We start from the raw sequence: 13752 nt of genomic DNA on the forward strand, positions 1-13752 counted from the left end.
GATTCCATGACCGACGACACCACCACACGGACCCGACGCAGGGTGCGTGCCCGCGACCGTGGCAGCCAGTCCGACGGCGCGGAGCGCACGCGTCAGCGCAGTTCGGGCGACGGAGAGACGCAGCACACGACCAGTCCCGGAGGCGACGGCGGCCGTGTCCGCCGCCGCGTTCGCAAGCGCTCAGTGCCGGGCGCAGGCGACGTCACGCCCACGGCTCCCGACGCCTCCGACATGGACACGACCGACGCGACGCAGAAGGGCGGTGGCGACGCTGACGGTGGCGGCACGGAGCACGGCGGGACCTCGTCGGCCGGGCGCCGGGAGCGCGACGGCGGCGTCCCGTCGACCGGCGGCGCGACGGGCAACGGGGCGGGGAAGGACGAGGCGGAGGACACGGGCGGCAAGGGGTCGGACGCCGGGTCCGGCGGAGGGACGTCCGACACGAAGGAGGACGCCGCCGACGCCAGGGACGACGACGGTTCCGACCGGATGTCGTCGCGCAAGCAGCGCGATCGCAAGGGACGTCGGCGGTCGTCGGGCAGCTCCCCGCGTGGCGGCGTCAGCGAGGAGGTCCGGCGGTCGGTCACCGAGGGGCCGCCCCGGCGCATGCTGGTGTCGGTCGGCAGCCAGCGCACCGAGGTCGCGGTGCTCGAGGAGCGGGATCTCGTCGAGCACTACGTGACCCGCAAGGAGAGCGAGAGCTACGTCGGCAACATCTACCTCGGCCGCGTGCAGAACGTCCTGCCCGGCATGGAAGCCGCGTTCGTCGACATTGGCAAGGGCCGCAACGGTGTGCTCTACGCCGGGGAGGTCAACTACGACGACGAGGACCTCGAGTCCAAGGCACCCCGCATCGAACAGGCGCTCAAGCCCGGGCAGACGGTGGTCGTGCAGGTCACCAAGGACCCGATGGGCACCAAGGGCGCCCGCCTCACCCAACAGCTGTCGTTGGCCGGGCGGTTCTGTGTCCTCGCGATCGAGGACGGCACGGTCGGCATCTCGCGCAAGCTTACCGACGCCGAACGGGACCGGCTGCGCGAGACCCTGCGCGACCTCAAGCCCGACGGCTACGGGCTGATCGTACGCACCGCAGCAGCGGCCGCCACCGACGAGCAGCTCGAGGCCGATGTCAAGCGGCTGCTCGCACGCTGGGAGCAGGTTCAGCAGCGCCTGGCCGATGCCAAGCCACTCACCGAGCTGTACCGCGAACCCGAGCTCGCGATGCGCGTGATCCGCGACGTGTACGGGCCCGAGTTCGTCGAGCTGATCTGTGACGACCCGGATCTGAGCGATCAGATCGAGGAGTACCTGAATGACGTCACCCCGGACCTGGCGTCAACGCTGCAGCGCTACGCCGGCGACGAACCGCTGTTCACCGCGTACGAGATCACCAACCAGGTCCGCCGGGCACTCGAGAAGAAGGTCTGGCTGCCATCGGGCGGCTACCTGATCATCGAGAAGACCGAGGCGATGTGGGTCATCGACGTCAACACCGGCAAGTTCGTCGGTGACTCCAACCTCGAGGAGACAGTGCTCAAGAACAACCTCGAGGCCGCCGAGGAGATCGCGCGGCAGCTTCGGCTCCGCGACATGGGCGGCATCATCGTCATCGACTTCGTCGACATGATCCTGCCGGCCAACCGCGACGAGGTCCTCAAGCGCTTCAAGCGCGAGTTGGCGCGGGACAAGACCAAGTCGCGCGTGATGGAGATCTCCAAGCTCGGCCTGGTGCAGATGACACGCAAGAACGTCAGCCAGGGCCTGACCGAGACGTTCACCAGGACCTGCGACTGCTGCGAGGGACGTGGCGCGCAGATCGTGGACAAGGCGCTCAAGCGTTGAGCTTCTCGGGCGCCGGTCACGTGTGGGCGTGTCCCGGATCTCGACCGACCCCACCCCACACGCTGCGACGTTCTGACACTGCGACTCGCCGGGCAGTCAGAAGGTGAACGCGTTGAACGGCGCGCGGTCCGACGCGAGCAGGGCGCCCAGCCGCAGCAGCGCGCCCGGCGTCCGCTCGTCGATCACGCCAGCCCCGCCCAGCTCGGTGGGGGCGTGCCCACCGAGTGACAGGCTGGCAAGATCGCCGACGTCGAGCGCGAGGTCGGCCGCCGCGTCCGACGGCGTGCAGCACAGGCGCGTGCCGTCGCCCTCCAGCGCCCAGCGTCGGGTGTTCCAGGGGCAGAACGGGTCAACGACGTCGAGGACGACGCCGGCGTCGCCGGTCGTGGCCCGCTGTGACAGCGCGGCGCCGACGTCGATCAGCCGCACGTGCAGCGGGTCGCCCAGCGTGCGGTGCAGACGGCGATCCTCGGCGAGCCACCACGGCAGCGGCGTGTCGACCGGCAGGCGGCGGATCTGGACGTGCTGCACGAGGTCGATGCCGAACAGGAACGCCCACAGCTGGCGGTGCGCCTCGACGTCGGTCGCCATGCACTGCTCGACCTGCAGGGTGGCGTCTGGCCCCGTCTCGTCCCAGCCGCCCTTGATGCGGTACGTCGCATAGGCCCGATCGCCGATCGCGGCGATGAACCGCTCGCTCGAGCCGTCGCGCTCGCCTGCGGGGTCCCACATGAGCAGGTGACGCCACATCGGATCGGGCAGCGCCATCATGCCCGGCACCTCGCGAGCGACGGCGTTGTAGATCGGAGGCACGTGCTCCAGCGCCACGTCGGGGATCAGCAGCTCGACGTCGGCGGGCGTGACCGGCGCGCGCATCGTCGTCCACGGACGGTCGATGTGCGCGACCAGGCTCCGGGTCGCCGGACCGTAGCCGAAGCGGCCGTAGATCGTGGACTCCGACGCGTACAGCGCCGCCCAGGTCCGTCCGTCGGCGTGCAGGTAATCGAGCTGGCGACGCATCAGCGACGTGAGCACGCCGCGGCGCCGATGCGTGGGCAGGACCGTCACCGTCGTCACACCGGCGCAGTCGACGGCGACCGCGCCCGGCAGCGTCATCTGGTACTCGAGCACGGTGGTCGTGCCCACGATGCGACCGCCGTCGCGGGCTACCAGCGACAGTGACGGGTCCGCCAGCTCGAGCTCGATGAGGTGTGCCACGGCGTTGTCGTCGAGCGTGTGGCCGAACGTCCGCATCGCGGTCCGGACGAAGTCGGTGACCTCATTGGGCTGCAGTGGTCCGATGGGGTAGCGCGGCGCGGAACGGGCCACGTGGAGGCCTTCTCGTTGGCATTCGGGAAGCGATGAGCATACAGTGGTCGCGCACGTTCGCGCGTGCGCGTCGCGGCGAGCCTGAAGTCGGTGGACCCGGATCCACGACCCCAATGGCGGGCCGGCTCCGCCCGACGGCACGACGCCACGGTCCGCTCCCGTCACCGTCCGGATCACGTGCACGCCGGGCGTGGTCGCAGCGGCGACCCGCCACAGCAGCGAAGAGAACCACAGGAGCACATACCATGCAGGCTGTCATCGCGACCGGTGGCAAGCAGTACCGCGTCGCCGTGGGCGACGAGCTCGAGGTCGAGCGTCTGAGCGCCGGTGACGACGGCACGGTCACACTGACGCCGGTCATGGTCGTGGGCGACGACGGTGCCGTCAGCGCCACCCCAGACGAGCTCGACGGGGCGGCGGTCACCGCGACCGTGCTCGACGAGACCCGCGGGCCCAAGCTGACGGTGTTCATGTACCGCAACAAGACCGGGTACCGGCGCAAGACCGGTCACCGCCAGCGTCGGTCCCGCATCCGGATCGACGCGATCGACGTCTAGGAAGGACCCAGCCATGGCCCACAAGAAGGGCGGCGGCTCGTCCAACAACGGCCGTGACTCCAAGCCCAAGATGCTGGGCGTCAAGCGGTACGGCGGGCAGGTCGTGACCGCGGGCTCGATCATCGTCCGCCAGCGCGGCACCCGGATCCACCCCGGTCGCAACGTCGGTCGTGCCAAGGACGACACTCTGTTCGCGCTCGCCGACGGCACCGTGTCGTTCCGCACCTCGGGATCACGCAAGTACGCCGAGGTCGAAGCCGTCTGACAGCTCCCTACGGTGCCGGTGCTCCATGCATCGGCACCGTCGTCGTGTCGGGAGCTGTGCGTCCGCCCGGACAGCCTCCGCGACCACGAACGCATGCGCGTTCAACGCGCACCTGGGCACGTGCCGGGTCCGCCGACGCGCGTGCCCGCGTGTGCGGCCAGCGTGCTATCCATTGGCTGATGTTCGTCGACAAGGTCAGGATCGAGGTGCGCGGCGGACGGGGTGGCGACGGCGTCACCGCGTTCCAACGCCAGCCCTACGAGCCGTACGGGCCACCCAGCGGCGGTGACGGTGGCACCGGCGGCAGCGTCGTGCTGATCGCCGATCCCGACGTGGCGACCCTGCTGGACTACCATCACCGGCCGCACCGGACGGCCAACCGGGGGCGCAACGGGGAGGGCGACCGCCGTCGCGGAGCCGGCGGCGACGATGTCATGCTGTCGGTGCCCGTGGGGACGGTCGTCACGACCGACGACGGTCAGGTGCTGGCTGACCTCGCCCGACCCGGTGACCGCGTGGTCGCGGCCCGCGGCGGTCGCGGTGGGCGGGGCAACGCCGCGCTGCGAACCAGCCGGCGCCGGTCGCCGAAGTTCCACGAGCGCGGGGAGCCGGGCGAGCAGCGCTGGCTGCAGCTCGAGCTGAAGCTGGTCACCGACGTCGCGCTGGTCGGTCTGCCCAACGCTGGCAAGTCCTCGCTGATCGCGCGGTTGTCGGCCGCGCGGCCGAAGATCGCCGACTACCCGTTCACGACCCTGACGCCCAATCTCGGTGTCGTCGCCGGTGACGATATCGACCTGGTCGTCGCCGACGTGCCGGGGCTGATCGGAGGCGCCAGCGATGGCCGGGGCCTGGGGCACCAGTTCCTGCGCCACGTGGAACGGGCGCGGGTGCTGGTGCACGTCCTGGACTGCGCGAGCTACGAGCAGCGCGACCCGCGAGACGACCTGCGGACGGTGCTCGACGAGCTGCGTGCCTACGACGCACGCGAGGGTTGGACGCTGCGTTTCACCGACCGCCCCGCACTCGTGGTGCTCAACAAGGTCGACGCCGGTCGAGACACGGCCGAGATCGTCCGTGACGACCTGGTCGACGACGGCTGGGAGGTGCTCGAGACGAGCGCGGTCACCGGCGAGGGCGTGGACGCGCTGCGGTGGCGGCTGATCGACCTCGTCCGCACGTCGCGCCTCCACGATCCGTCCCCTGTCACGGCCGCCGACGGCCCCGCGCCCGTCCTCCGGCCGATCCAGGCGCCACCCTCCGTCGAGGTCATGAGGGTCGCCGCGGGCTGGCGCGTCTCGGCCGACAACGTCGAACGCTGGGTCCGCATGAGCGACCTGGACAACACGGAGGCGGTGCAATACTTGCAGGACCGGATGGAGCGCGCCGGCGTGTACCGGGCGCTGCTCGACGCGGGCGCACAACCTGGCGACGATGTCGACATCGCCGGCAACGTGTTCACGTTCGAGCCTCCGGTCAGCGCCGACGAGCCTGATCCCGCCGAGGACGACTGACACCCATGCAGCGCTTCCCCCGACCCGAACTGGTCGTGGTCAAGGTCGGCTCCAACAGCCTGCGCGGCACCAACGGTGGGCTGGACGGCGCCTACGTGGTCGACCTCGTCGCCCAGCTGGCGAAGCTGGCGGGAACCGGGGCGCGGGTCGTGCTGGTGTCCAGCGGGGCGGTCGCAGCCGGCATGGGTCCTCTGAGCATGCGGACGCGCCCGCCCGACCTGCCAGGGCTGCAGGCGGCCGCCAGCGTCGGCCAGGGTCTGTTGCTGCACCGCTACCAGTCGGCGTTCGCGACCCATGGGATGGCGTGCGGCCAAGTGCTGCTCATGGCAGGTGACATGGTCGACCGGCGGCGTTACCTCAACGCGCGCAACACATTCGAGCGTCTGCTCGATCTCGGTGCCGTGCCCGTCGTCAACGAGAACGACACCGTCGCCACCGAGGAGCTCCGGGTCGGCGACAACGACCGCTTGGCGGCGCTCGTCGCGAGCATGCTGGGTGCCGACCTGCTGGTTCTGCTGTCCGACGTGGACGGCCTGTACGCAGAGGACCCGCGTCGCGACTCCGACGCCGCGCCGCTCGACCACGTCGACGACCTTGACGACGTCGATCGCGAGGGCATCGGACGGAGCGGATCCGGGGTCGGGACCGGCGGCATGGTCACCAAACTCGACGCGGTACGCATCGCCACCCTCGGCGCAGCACAGGTCGTGATCGCCAACGCGCGGCGGCCAGGTGTGATCGCCGAGGTCGCCGCCGGCGCACCCGTGGGCACATGGTTCCCCGCCCGTGACCGCCCGGAGCGCCGAAAGCTGTGGATCGCGTTCGCGACGGCGCCACAGGGGTCGCTGGTCATCGACCACGGTGCGGTGCGGGCGCTGGTTGAGCGTGGCTCGTCGCTGCTGGCCGTCGGCATCACCGAGGTGCGCGGCGGGTTCGACGCCGGATCCGCTGTCAACGTCGTCGGGCCGGACCACCAGCTGGTCGCACGGGGACTCGTCGCGTTCGCGGCCGACGAGGTGCGGGGCATGCTCGGCCGCAGCAGTGGCGAGTTGAAGCCCGACCGCCGACGTGCGGTGGTCCATCGCGACTCGCTCGTCCTGCTGGCCTGAGCGCCGTTCGCGAGCACGTCGGCGTCGGGGTCACGATCACGGTCAGGTCACGGCCCGGTGCCGACCGCGTCGAACCGGAGCACAGCCCCATCCCTGGTCCCTGCGACCACGGCTCCGTCGCCGGGTGCGAGTGCAGTGATGGTCGTGGACTGCTCGGCCTGCCAGCGCTCGTCGCCGGACGCCACGTCCAGCCCGCGGACGCGGCCCCCGCGTTCCGCGACGACCACCGTGGTGCCGGCCGTCGTCGCCGCGGTGATCCGGCTGGTGACGGGCGCGCTCCAGCGCGGACCGCCCGTCGCGCGATCCAGCGCCGTGACCGTCGCGCGGGTCACCACGACGACCGTGTCGCCATCGACGAGCAGGCGCGGGTGTGCGTTCCGCGCACCTCCGATGCGACGGCACCACTGCCGTGTGGCGTCCGCGCGCGCCAGGCTGCACACGGTCCCGTTGCGTCGCGCCAGCAGGACCCCGTCGTCGAGCAGCGTCAGGGAGTCGCGCCACGGCCGCGCCACGTCGACCCGGAAGACCTCGTCCTCGATCTGCATCCGGTCTGCGCCTGAGGGGTACAGCTCGGACTCCGGGTCGAGCCCGAACAGCGTGCGGTTCTGCAGGATCGTCACCAGCTCGGCGTCGGCGTCGATCGCCGCGTTCTGCCGGGCCGGGATCACCTCGCCATGGAAGTGCCACTGCTCGACGCCGGTGGCGGCGTCCATCGCCATGAGCTCGGGGAGGATGCGGCCCGGGCCCATGCCGTACACGGGCCCGCTGGACGCTGCGCTCAGCCCGCCGGTCGGCGTGTACTGATCGTTGCGTGTCCACAGCCGCCGCCCGTCATCGAGTGCGCGAGCCGTCAGACCGGCCGGAGTCCGGTAGACGAGCGCGTCGTCGGTGACCGTCGCGTCCGTGACTTCGCCGTCGACCCGCTCCCGCCAGCGCGTGTCACCGGTGGCCGGGTCGAGTGCGGCGACGGTGTCCCCGGCGACCAAGGCGATGGCGTCGCCGGCCGCGTCGAGCATGCGCACGCCTCCGTCGGCCATGGGCCGCCGCCACGCCACCGCGACACTGGCCTCCGCAGGCCGCGCGTCGCCCACCGTCGCGTCGTGGCCCTCGGCCGCACGGTCGTTCCGCTGCACGGCATTGTCGGGGCGGGCCGCCGCGTCGCTGACAGCCGGGATGTCTGTTCGATCGCCGCGGACAGTCGCGATCAGCGCGAACGCGGCGACCAGGCCTGCGATCGCCGCCAGCGCGACGAGTGCCACCATCGGCAGGCGGCGCGGCATCGCCCGGCGGGCAGGACCCGGCGATGCCGCCTCCGCCGGAGCGGGTGCGGTCGTCGCGTCGTCCGGCGGGTGGGTGTTCGGTGCGTCGATCGGCGTGGGCGTCGCCACGGGGGCGCCCCCATTGCGGGTGACGTCCGCCGCACGCAGCAGCGCGGTGCAGGAGGGGTGGCGCTCCTCGGGAGACTTGGCGAGGCCGGTCGCGATCGCAGCGCGTGCCGCCGCGTTGTCGTCATCGCTGAGGACGTCGGGGAGCGGGGGTCGGGCGAACAGGTGGGCACCGAACAGCGCCGACGCCGTCTCGCGGACGAACGGTGGCTCGCCACTGAGGCAGTGGTACACGGCACACGCCAGCGCGTACTGGTCGGTCGCCGGCGTGATGCGTCCGCCCCGCAGCTGCTCGGGCGCCACGTAGAGCAGGTCGTCGAGCACAGGCCTGGCGTCGCGGTCCCGCTTGGAGCCCAGGCGCAGTGCAAGCAGCGCGTCGAAGCCGAACCCCGTGACGAACGCGGTGGTCGGGGCGTCGGTGGTGACGCGAATCGACCGTGTGCCGAGTGCGGCGTGTACCACGCCGGCGGCGTGTGCCCGGTCGAGCCCCTCGGCCGCCGGCAGCAGCATGGCCACGACCTCGTGCAGGGTCAGTCGCCATCGTAGTCCGATCAGCTGATTCAGCGTCACCGACGGTTGCCACGCGGTGACGGAGTACGCGCGGTCGTCGGCGATGCCCGCGTCGAGCACGCGTGCGATCCCTGGGTGCTCGACGTCCATCGCAGCCGTCGCCCTGCGCTGGAACAGCGTCGCCCGGCGCCGTTCGACCCCGTCGGTCAGCGGCGCGCTCACCTGGAGCGCGACGGTCCGGTCACTGCCGTCCTCCCGGTCCGCGTCGCTCGCGCGGTACGTCACCGAGACGGCGTCGCGGCTGATAGCCTCGTGCAACCGGTAGCCGGCGATCGTTGTCGCGAGATCCTGCATGGCTCGTTCCTGCGCTGGGGCCACGCTCCGCAGGAACACTGCGCGGAGGACGTGGTCGGACCGACGTGCGCGGCAGGCGCACGAGGGACCATAGACCAACCGCCCCGCCTGCGCGAACCGGCGTCAGTGCCCGGATCCCCCCTCGTCGCCCGCGTCCTGCCCGCCGCGGTCCGCTCGCCTGCCCAGCCTGCCAGCGCGTCGTGCGGCATCGAGCAGGACGGCCTCGATCTGCGCGTTGACCGAGCGGAGCTCATCGGCCGCCCACGCCTCGTACACGGCATACAGGTCCGGCGACATCCGCAACGGGAACTGCTTGCGTCGGCGCGCCACTAGCGTGCCAGCGTCCCCACGTCGACGACCGGGCTGGTGGGGGCCGCCTGGTTGGGCTGGAGCATGCACGGGCCGATGCCTGCGAACGCGGCACCGGCGATCAGGACGACGGCGACCAGGAGCCGCAGCCCGCTCCCCGTCGCCACGCTCCCGATGAACGGCAGCACGCCGAGCAGTCCCACGATGATGAGCATCACGGCGGGAGCGCTGCCGCCGGTCGCCCGGCCCGGCCGTTCGGCGATGGTCTGCGCCTGCTTCTCGATCACCGCGCTCATGGCAGTCACCCCCGTCGTGGGCTACGCAACTATATCACAGTGATATCATTTTGATATGTCGGCAGCTGCGCTGCGGCGCCGACCGGCGCCCAGCTTGTGCCGAACCAGTGGGCTCAGGCGCCGGTCGGATAGGGCGGAGGCTCAGTCGCGTCGTCCCAGAGCTCCTGGTCGGTGATCTGCAGCAGCATCTCGCCCAGCATGTCGGGGGTGACCTCCAGAACACGCCACAGCTCGATGGTGTTGCCGACGTCCGTCGTCCACCGTGCGAGCACTTCGTCGTCGTCCCGGTCGAGCTCGATGAACAGCGTGCGGGCCGGGCTCAGCTGCCGCGTGGAGACCTTGGCGATGAACTCCTCGCCGGTCGACGTCCAGCCGGTGCGCACGACGAACTGCCCGGGCGCCGAGGCCTTGAGCTGGTCGACCAGGTCCTGGCAGGCCTTCGCGAGCTCAGCGTGGCGGTCGCTGCGGGCCAGGGACAGATCGGCCTGGCGCTGGCGTTCCTGCTCCTCGGCCTCCGCGAGGGCGCGGTCCATCTCCTCCTCGGCCTTCGCGCGCTCCGCGGCGAGCTCGGCGTTGCGGGCGAGACGAGCCTGCAGGCTCTGCTCGAAGTCGGTCATCGTTGCGCGTTCCTCTCTGGCGTTCAGCGGCGCCATCGTCGTGGACCATGGTTCCACGCGTGGCGGGTGGACCGGCCGGCCAGACGACCATTTTCGCACTCGGTACCATGCTGGCAGTGGGTGGAGCCCATCGCGCCCACCGATCCGAGGAGTGAAGGTGACAGACGTGCTCGCCCTGTGCGTTGCCGCGCAGGCGGCCGCCCCGACGCTGGCGGGGACGTCGACGTCGCGGCGCAATGCGGCGCTCGCCACCATGGCCGACCGCATCGACGGTGCCCACGACACCATCCTGGCGGCTAACGCCGCCGACGTCGAGGCCGGTGCCGGGTCGGGCCTGTCGGCGGCGATGCAGGACCGTCTGCGCCTCGACGGTGCACGCCTCGACGGCATCGCGGAGGGCCTGCGGGCGCTGATCGACGCCCCGGACCCGTTGGGCCGGGTGGTGCGGGGCTTCACGCTGCCCAACGGGCTGGACGTCAGGCAGGTGACCGTGCCGCTCGGCGTCATCGCGATGGTGTACGAGGGACGCCCCAACGTCACGGTCGACGCGGCGGGCCTTGCCGTCAAGAGCGGTAACGCCTGCGTGCTGCGTGGGTCGTCCTCGGCGATCCACTCGAACACGGCGTTCGCGGAGCTGCTCCGTGGCGCCGTCGTCGACCAGGGCCTTCCCGCCGACGTCGTGTGCCTCGTCACCGACACGAGCCGCGACTCGGTCAAGCAGCTCGGTCGGGCGCGCGGACTGGTCGACCTGCTCATCCCGCGCGGCGGCGCTGGACTGATCCAGGCGGTCGTGTCGGACTCGCAGGTGCCCGTCATCGAGACCGGCGTGGGCAACTGCCACGTGTACGTCGACCGGGCCGCCGACCTCGACATGGCGACGAGGATCGTGGCCAACGCCAAGGCGCAGCGTCCCAGCGTGTGCAACGCCGCGGAGACCCTGCTCGTGCACCGTGACGTCGCCGCCGAGTTCCTCCCGATGGCTGCCGAGGCGCTGCGTGCCTCCGGCGTGGAACTGCGTGGTGACGACGAGACGCGCACGCTCATCGACGCCTGGCCGGCATCCGAAGACGACTGGGACACCGAGTTCCTCGACCTGACGCTGGCCATCGCGGTGGTCAGCGACGTCGACGCCGCCATGGCCCACATCGCGACCCACGGCACGAGGCACACCGAGGCGATCGTGACCCAGGACCGTACCGCTGCCCGGCGCTTCGTCGCCGGCGTGGACGCCGCCGCGGTCATGGTCAACGCCTCGACGCGCTTCACGGACGGCGGCGAGTTCGGCTTCGGCGCCGAGATCGGCATCTCGACCCAGAAGCTGCACGCCCGCGGCCCGATGGGGCTGACGGAGCTGGTGACGACCAAGTACATCGTCGAGGGCGACGGCCAGGTCCGCGCGTAGAGCTGCCGGATGGATCTGCGTGAGGGATCCGGCGCCGTCGGCATCATGGGCGGCAGCTTCGACCCCATCCACATGGGGCACCTGGTCACGGCCGAGCAGGCCCGCGCCGACCTCGGGCTCGACGAGGTCGTGTTCATTCCCTCAGGAGCGCAACCGCAGAAGTCGCACGCGACCCCGCCCGAACTGCGCTACCTGATGACAGTGCTGGCGACCGCTGCCAACCCGGCCTTCTCGGTCAGCCGGCTCGAGATCGACCGCCCGGGCCCCACCTACACCGTCGACACCCTGCGGTCGGTCCGCGAGCGCCGGCCCGACGACCGCGTGTACTTCATCACCGGTGCCGACGCGATCCTGAACATCCTCACGTGGAAGGACGCCTCTGAGTGCCTCGAACTGGCCGAGTTCGTGGCGGCCACCCGGCCCGGCTACGATCTGAGTCGGCTCGAGTCCGAGGGGCTGCGTCGCCACGTGCGGATCCTCGACGTGCCCGCACTGGCGATCTCGTCGTCCGACGTCCGGGCTCGGTTCGGCGCTGGACGGCCGGTCCGCTACCTGATCCCGCTCGAGGTCGAGCAGTTCGCTCGCAAGTACCGGCTGTACGACAGCATCCACGTTCGCGAATAGAGTGGTGGCGTCAGACAACGCAGGACATGGAGAACCGACCCTGGTCACCCTCGACGTCACCACATCGAAGTCCCTCGCCCTCGACGCAGCCAACGCGGCTGAGAACAAGAAAGCGACCAACGTTGTCATCCTCGACGTTGGCGACCTGGTCGGCATCACCGAGTTCTTCGTGCTCGTCTCGACCGGCAACCCACGCCAGCTCAACACGGTCATCGATGAGGTCGGTGCCGTGCTGAAGGCGGGTGGCCGGGCGCCGCTGCGCCGTGAGGGCACCACGCTCGACGGCTGGATGGTGCTCGACTACGGCGATGTCGTCGTGCACGTGTTCACCGAGATCCAGCGCGACTACTACGATCTCGAGCGCCTGTGGGCCGATGCGCCCCGCGTCGAGGTCGGTACCACGACCGTCTGACCGCGCGCGACGGTGGGTGCCGCGCGGGTGATCTTGATCCGCCACGGCGAGTCGCACTGGAACGCGGCCGGGCGGTGGCAGGGCCAGCAGGGCCCGGGGTTGTCAGACCTCGGTCACCGGCAGGCCAAGGTCACCGCGGCGCACCTGGCGGCGCACATCGACGATGTGTCGTTGCTGGTCAGCAGCGACCTGCCACGGGTGACCGAGACCGCCGAACCGGCGGCCCGGGCACTCGGATTGACCGTCGAGACCGACGTGCGACTGCGCGAGATCGACGTGGGGTGGTGGAGTGGGCTCACGACCGACGAGGTGCTGGCCCGTGCGCCGGACGCCATGGCTGCCATCCGTGCCGGCGACGACCTGCCACGCGGTGGCGCCGAGACCGTGGGTGACATGCGCGCCCGTGTCACCGCGGCGGTCGCCGAGCTCATCGCGTCGTGCGACGGCGGCACCGCAATGGTGTTCTGCCACGGCGGCCCCGTTCGGGCGGTGGTCGGCGACGCGCTCGGTCTGTCAGTTGCCGACGAGCGTGTGCTTGCCGGACCGGGCAACTGCTCGCGCACCGTGCTGACGTATTGCAACGGACGCACACGACTTGCCTGCTACAACGAGACGGCACACCTGGTCGGTGTCTGAGGCCGGCATCCCGACGGGCTACGGTTGTGACCGGACGCCACTGCCGGGAGACCTGCCCGTGACGTTTGACGACGAGCTGTGGGACACGGTCTGGGAACGCAACCTCAACGCTGTCGAGCGACACGCCATCGCGATGTCCGTGTGGCGGCGCCGCCAGCCCGATGACGTCTTCGAGGCGGTCGTCGCCAGCGAGCTCGCACGTCGGTGGCGTCGCCACGCGCGCTACCTGGTCGTCATCTACGGGCTGTGGACGATGTTCTGGGGGTCACTCGCGATGCACGACCTGCGACCGGACGCGGTGCTCGACTCGCTCCTGAGCCCGTCGTGCGCGTTGGTCGGTGTACTGGTCATCGTCGGCTGCTTCGTCGTCCGGCGTCGGCTCGCCACCTACCTGCGCGCGCACCCCGCCCCGGTCTGACGGCACGCACTCCTCGGACATTCCTGGACGGCTTCATCCGCCGCAACGGCAGCGATCCACTTGCGCGCTCGGACATGGCGACGCTCCGTTCGCGCCCAGCATGCTCCTTTCGGTGCGTCAAGAACTACTCTGTGAGGCCGGTCGTGGACCGGCTCCACCGGACAGCGCGGATCGGC

General features: G+C 70.9%; 15 protein-coding genes. 10 read left to right on the plus strand and 5 right to left on the minus strand.

The window, feature by feature from the left end; all coding sequences use genetic code 11:
• Positions 1–6 precede the first annotated feature (6 nt).
• A complete protein-coding gene (locus tag VK923_04470) occupies positions 7–1842 on the plus strand; it encodes an Rne/Rng family ribonuclease (protein HSJ43922.1) in 1836 nt (611 codons plus the stop codon).
• A gap of 96 nt (positions 1843–1938) precedes the next feature.
• On the opposite strand, the gene VK923_04475 is transcribed toward VK923_04470, so the two are convergent.
• The gene (locus tag VK923_04475; GenBank protein ID HSJ43923.1) at positions 1939–3171 is read right to left on the minus strand and encodes a GNAT family N-acetyltransferase; all 1233 of its coding nucleotides are present in this window, start codon (positions 3169–3171) and stop codon (positions 1939–1941) included.
• A 245-nt stretch (positions 3172–3416) separates the two neighbouring features.
• On the opposite strand from VK923_04475, the gene rplU reads away from it, so the two are divergent.
• The 4 genes from rplU (at position 3417) to proB (ending at position 6613) form a co-directional block, all read left to right on the plus strand.
• Positions 3417–3728: a 50S ribosomal protein L21 gene (gene rplU, locus VK923_04480; protein HSJ43924.1), complete on the plus strand. Its 312-nt coding sequence runs from the start codon at positions 3417–3419 to the stop codon at positions 3726–3728.
• Positions 3729–3741: 13 nt separating this feature from the next.
• Positions 3742–3993, plus strand: a complete 252-nt coding sequence (gene rpmA / locus VK923_04485) for a 50S ribosomal protein L27 (protein HSJ43925.1) — start codon at positions 3742–3744, stop codon at positions 3991–3993.
• Between the two features lie 179 nt (positions 3994–4172).
• Positions 4173–5504, plus strand: coding sequence for a GTPase ObgE (gene obgE, locus VK923_04490; protein HSJ43926.1), 1332 nt, complete (start codon positions 4173–4175; stop codon positions 5502–5504).
• Positions 5505–5509: 5 nt separating this feature from the next.
• Positions 5510–6613: a glutamate 5-kinase gene (proB, locus tag VK923_04495; protein ID HSJ43927.1), complete on the plus strand. Its 1104-nt coding sequence runs from the start codon at positions 5510–5512 to the stop codon at positions 6611–6613.
• Positions 6614–6660: 47 nt separating this feature from the next.
• Here proB and VK923_04500 read toward each other — a convergent pair whose 3' ends face one another.
• From VK923_04500 to VK923_04515, 4 genes are all read right to left on the minus strand, one after another.
• Positions 6661–8862 (minus strand): PQQ-binding-like beta-propeller repeat protein, encoded by a 2202-nt coding sequence (locus VK923_04500; GenBank protein ID HSJ43928.1) that lies wholly within the window; start codon positions 8860–8862, stop codon positions 6661–6663.
• Positions 8863–8985: 123 nt separating this feature from the next.
• Complete coding sequence (locus tag VK923_04505; protein HSJ43929.1) at positions 8986–9165, minus strand: hypothetical protein; 180 nt, start codon at positions 9163–9165, stop codon at positions 8986–8988.
• 26 nt (positions 9166–9191) lie between these two features.
• Entirely contained in the window at positions 9192–9467 is a 276-nt protein-coding gene (locus VK923_04510; GenBank protein HSJ43930.1) for a hypothetical protein, read from the minus strand.
• A gap of 113 nt (positions 9468–9580) precedes the next feature.
• Positions 9581–10120: a hypothetical protein gene (locus tag VK923_04515; GenBank protein ID HSJ43931.1), complete on the minus strand. Its 540-nt coding sequence runs from the start codon at positions 10118–10120 to the stop codon at positions 9581–9583.
• A 121-nt stretch (positions 10121–10241) separates the two neighbouring features.
• Between VK923_04515 and VK923_04520 the strand changes: the two genes are divergently transcribed.
• From VK923_04520 to VK923_04540, 5 genes are read left to right on the plus strand one after another with little or no spacing between them, the layout of a single operon-like run.
• On the plus strand, positions 10242–11486 hold the full coding sequence (locus VK923_04520) for a glutamate-5-semialdehyde dehydrogenase (protein HSJ43932.1): 1245 nt from the start codon (positions 10242–10244) through the stop codon (positions 11484–11486).
• A gap of 9 nt (positions 11487–11495) precedes the next feature.
• Positions 11496–12110: a nicotinate-nucleotide adenylyltransferase gene (gene nadD / locus VK923_04525; protein ID HSJ43933.1), complete on the plus strand. Its 615-nt coding sequence runs from the start codon at positions 11496–11498 to the stop codon at positions 12108–12110.
• A gap of 4 nt (positions 12111–12114) precedes the next feature.
• On the plus strand, positions 12115–12522 hold the full coding sequence (gene rsfS / locus VK923_04530; protein ID HSJ43934.1) for a ribosome silencing factor: 408 nt from the start codon (positions 12115–12117) through the stop codon (positions 12520–12522).
• A gap of 27 nt (positions 12523–12549) precedes the next feature.
• Complete coding sequence (locus VK923_04535) at positions 12550–13158, plus strand: histidine phosphatase family protein (GenBank protein HSJ43935.1); 609 nt, start codon at positions 12550–12552, stop codon at positions 13156–13158.
• 58 nt (positions 13159–13216) lie between these two features.
• Positions 13217–13576, plus strand: a complete 360-nt coding sequence (locus VK923_04540; GenBank protein ID HSJ43936.1) for a hypothetical protein — start codon at positions 13217–13219, stop codon at positions 13574–13576.
• Positions 13577–13752: the final 176 nt, after the last annotated feature.

The organism is Euzebyales bacterium, from assembly GCA_035461305.1.
Lineage (GTDB): Bacteria > Actinomycetota > Nitriliruptoria > Euzebyales > JAHELV01 > JAHELV01.

Excerpts from the sequence above, each read along its gene's own strand:
- VK923_04470 (HSJ43922.1), top strand. The coding sequence starts at position 7 with ATGACCGACGACACCACCACACGGACCCGACGCAGGGTGCGTGCCCGC.
- rplU (HSJ43924.1), top strand. The coding sequence starts at position 3,417 with ATGCAGGCTGTCATCGCGACCGGTGGCAAGCAGTACCGCGTCGCCGTG.
- rpmA (HSJ43925.1), top strand. The coding sequence starts at position 3,742 with ATGGCCCACAAGAAGGGCGGCGGCTCGTCCAACAACGGCCGTGACTCC.
- obgE (HSJ43926.1), top strand. The coding sequence starts at position 4,173 with ATGTTCGTCGACAAGGTCAGGATCGAGGTGCGCGGCGGACGGGGTGGC.
- proB (HSJ43927.1), top strand. The coding sequence starts at position 5,510 with ATGCAGCGCTTCCCCCGACCCGAACTGGTCGTGGTCAAGGTCGGCTCC.
- VK923_04500 (HSJ43928.1), bottom strand. The coding sequence starts at position 8,862 with ATGCAGGATCTCGCGACAACGATCGCCGGCTACCGGTTGCACGAGGCT.
- VK923_04510 (HSJ43930.1), bottom strand. The coding sequence starts at position 9,467 with ATGAGCGCGGTGATCGAGAAGCAGGCGCAGACCATCGCCGAACGGCCG.
- VK923_04515 (HSJ43931.1), bottom strand. The coding sequence starts at position 10,120 with ATGGCGCCGCTGAACGCCAGAGAGGAACGCGCAACGATGACCGACTTC.
- nadD (HSJ43933.1), top strand. The coding sequence starts at position 11,496 with ATGGATCTGCGTGAGGGATCCGGCGCCGTCGGCATCATGGGCGGCAGC.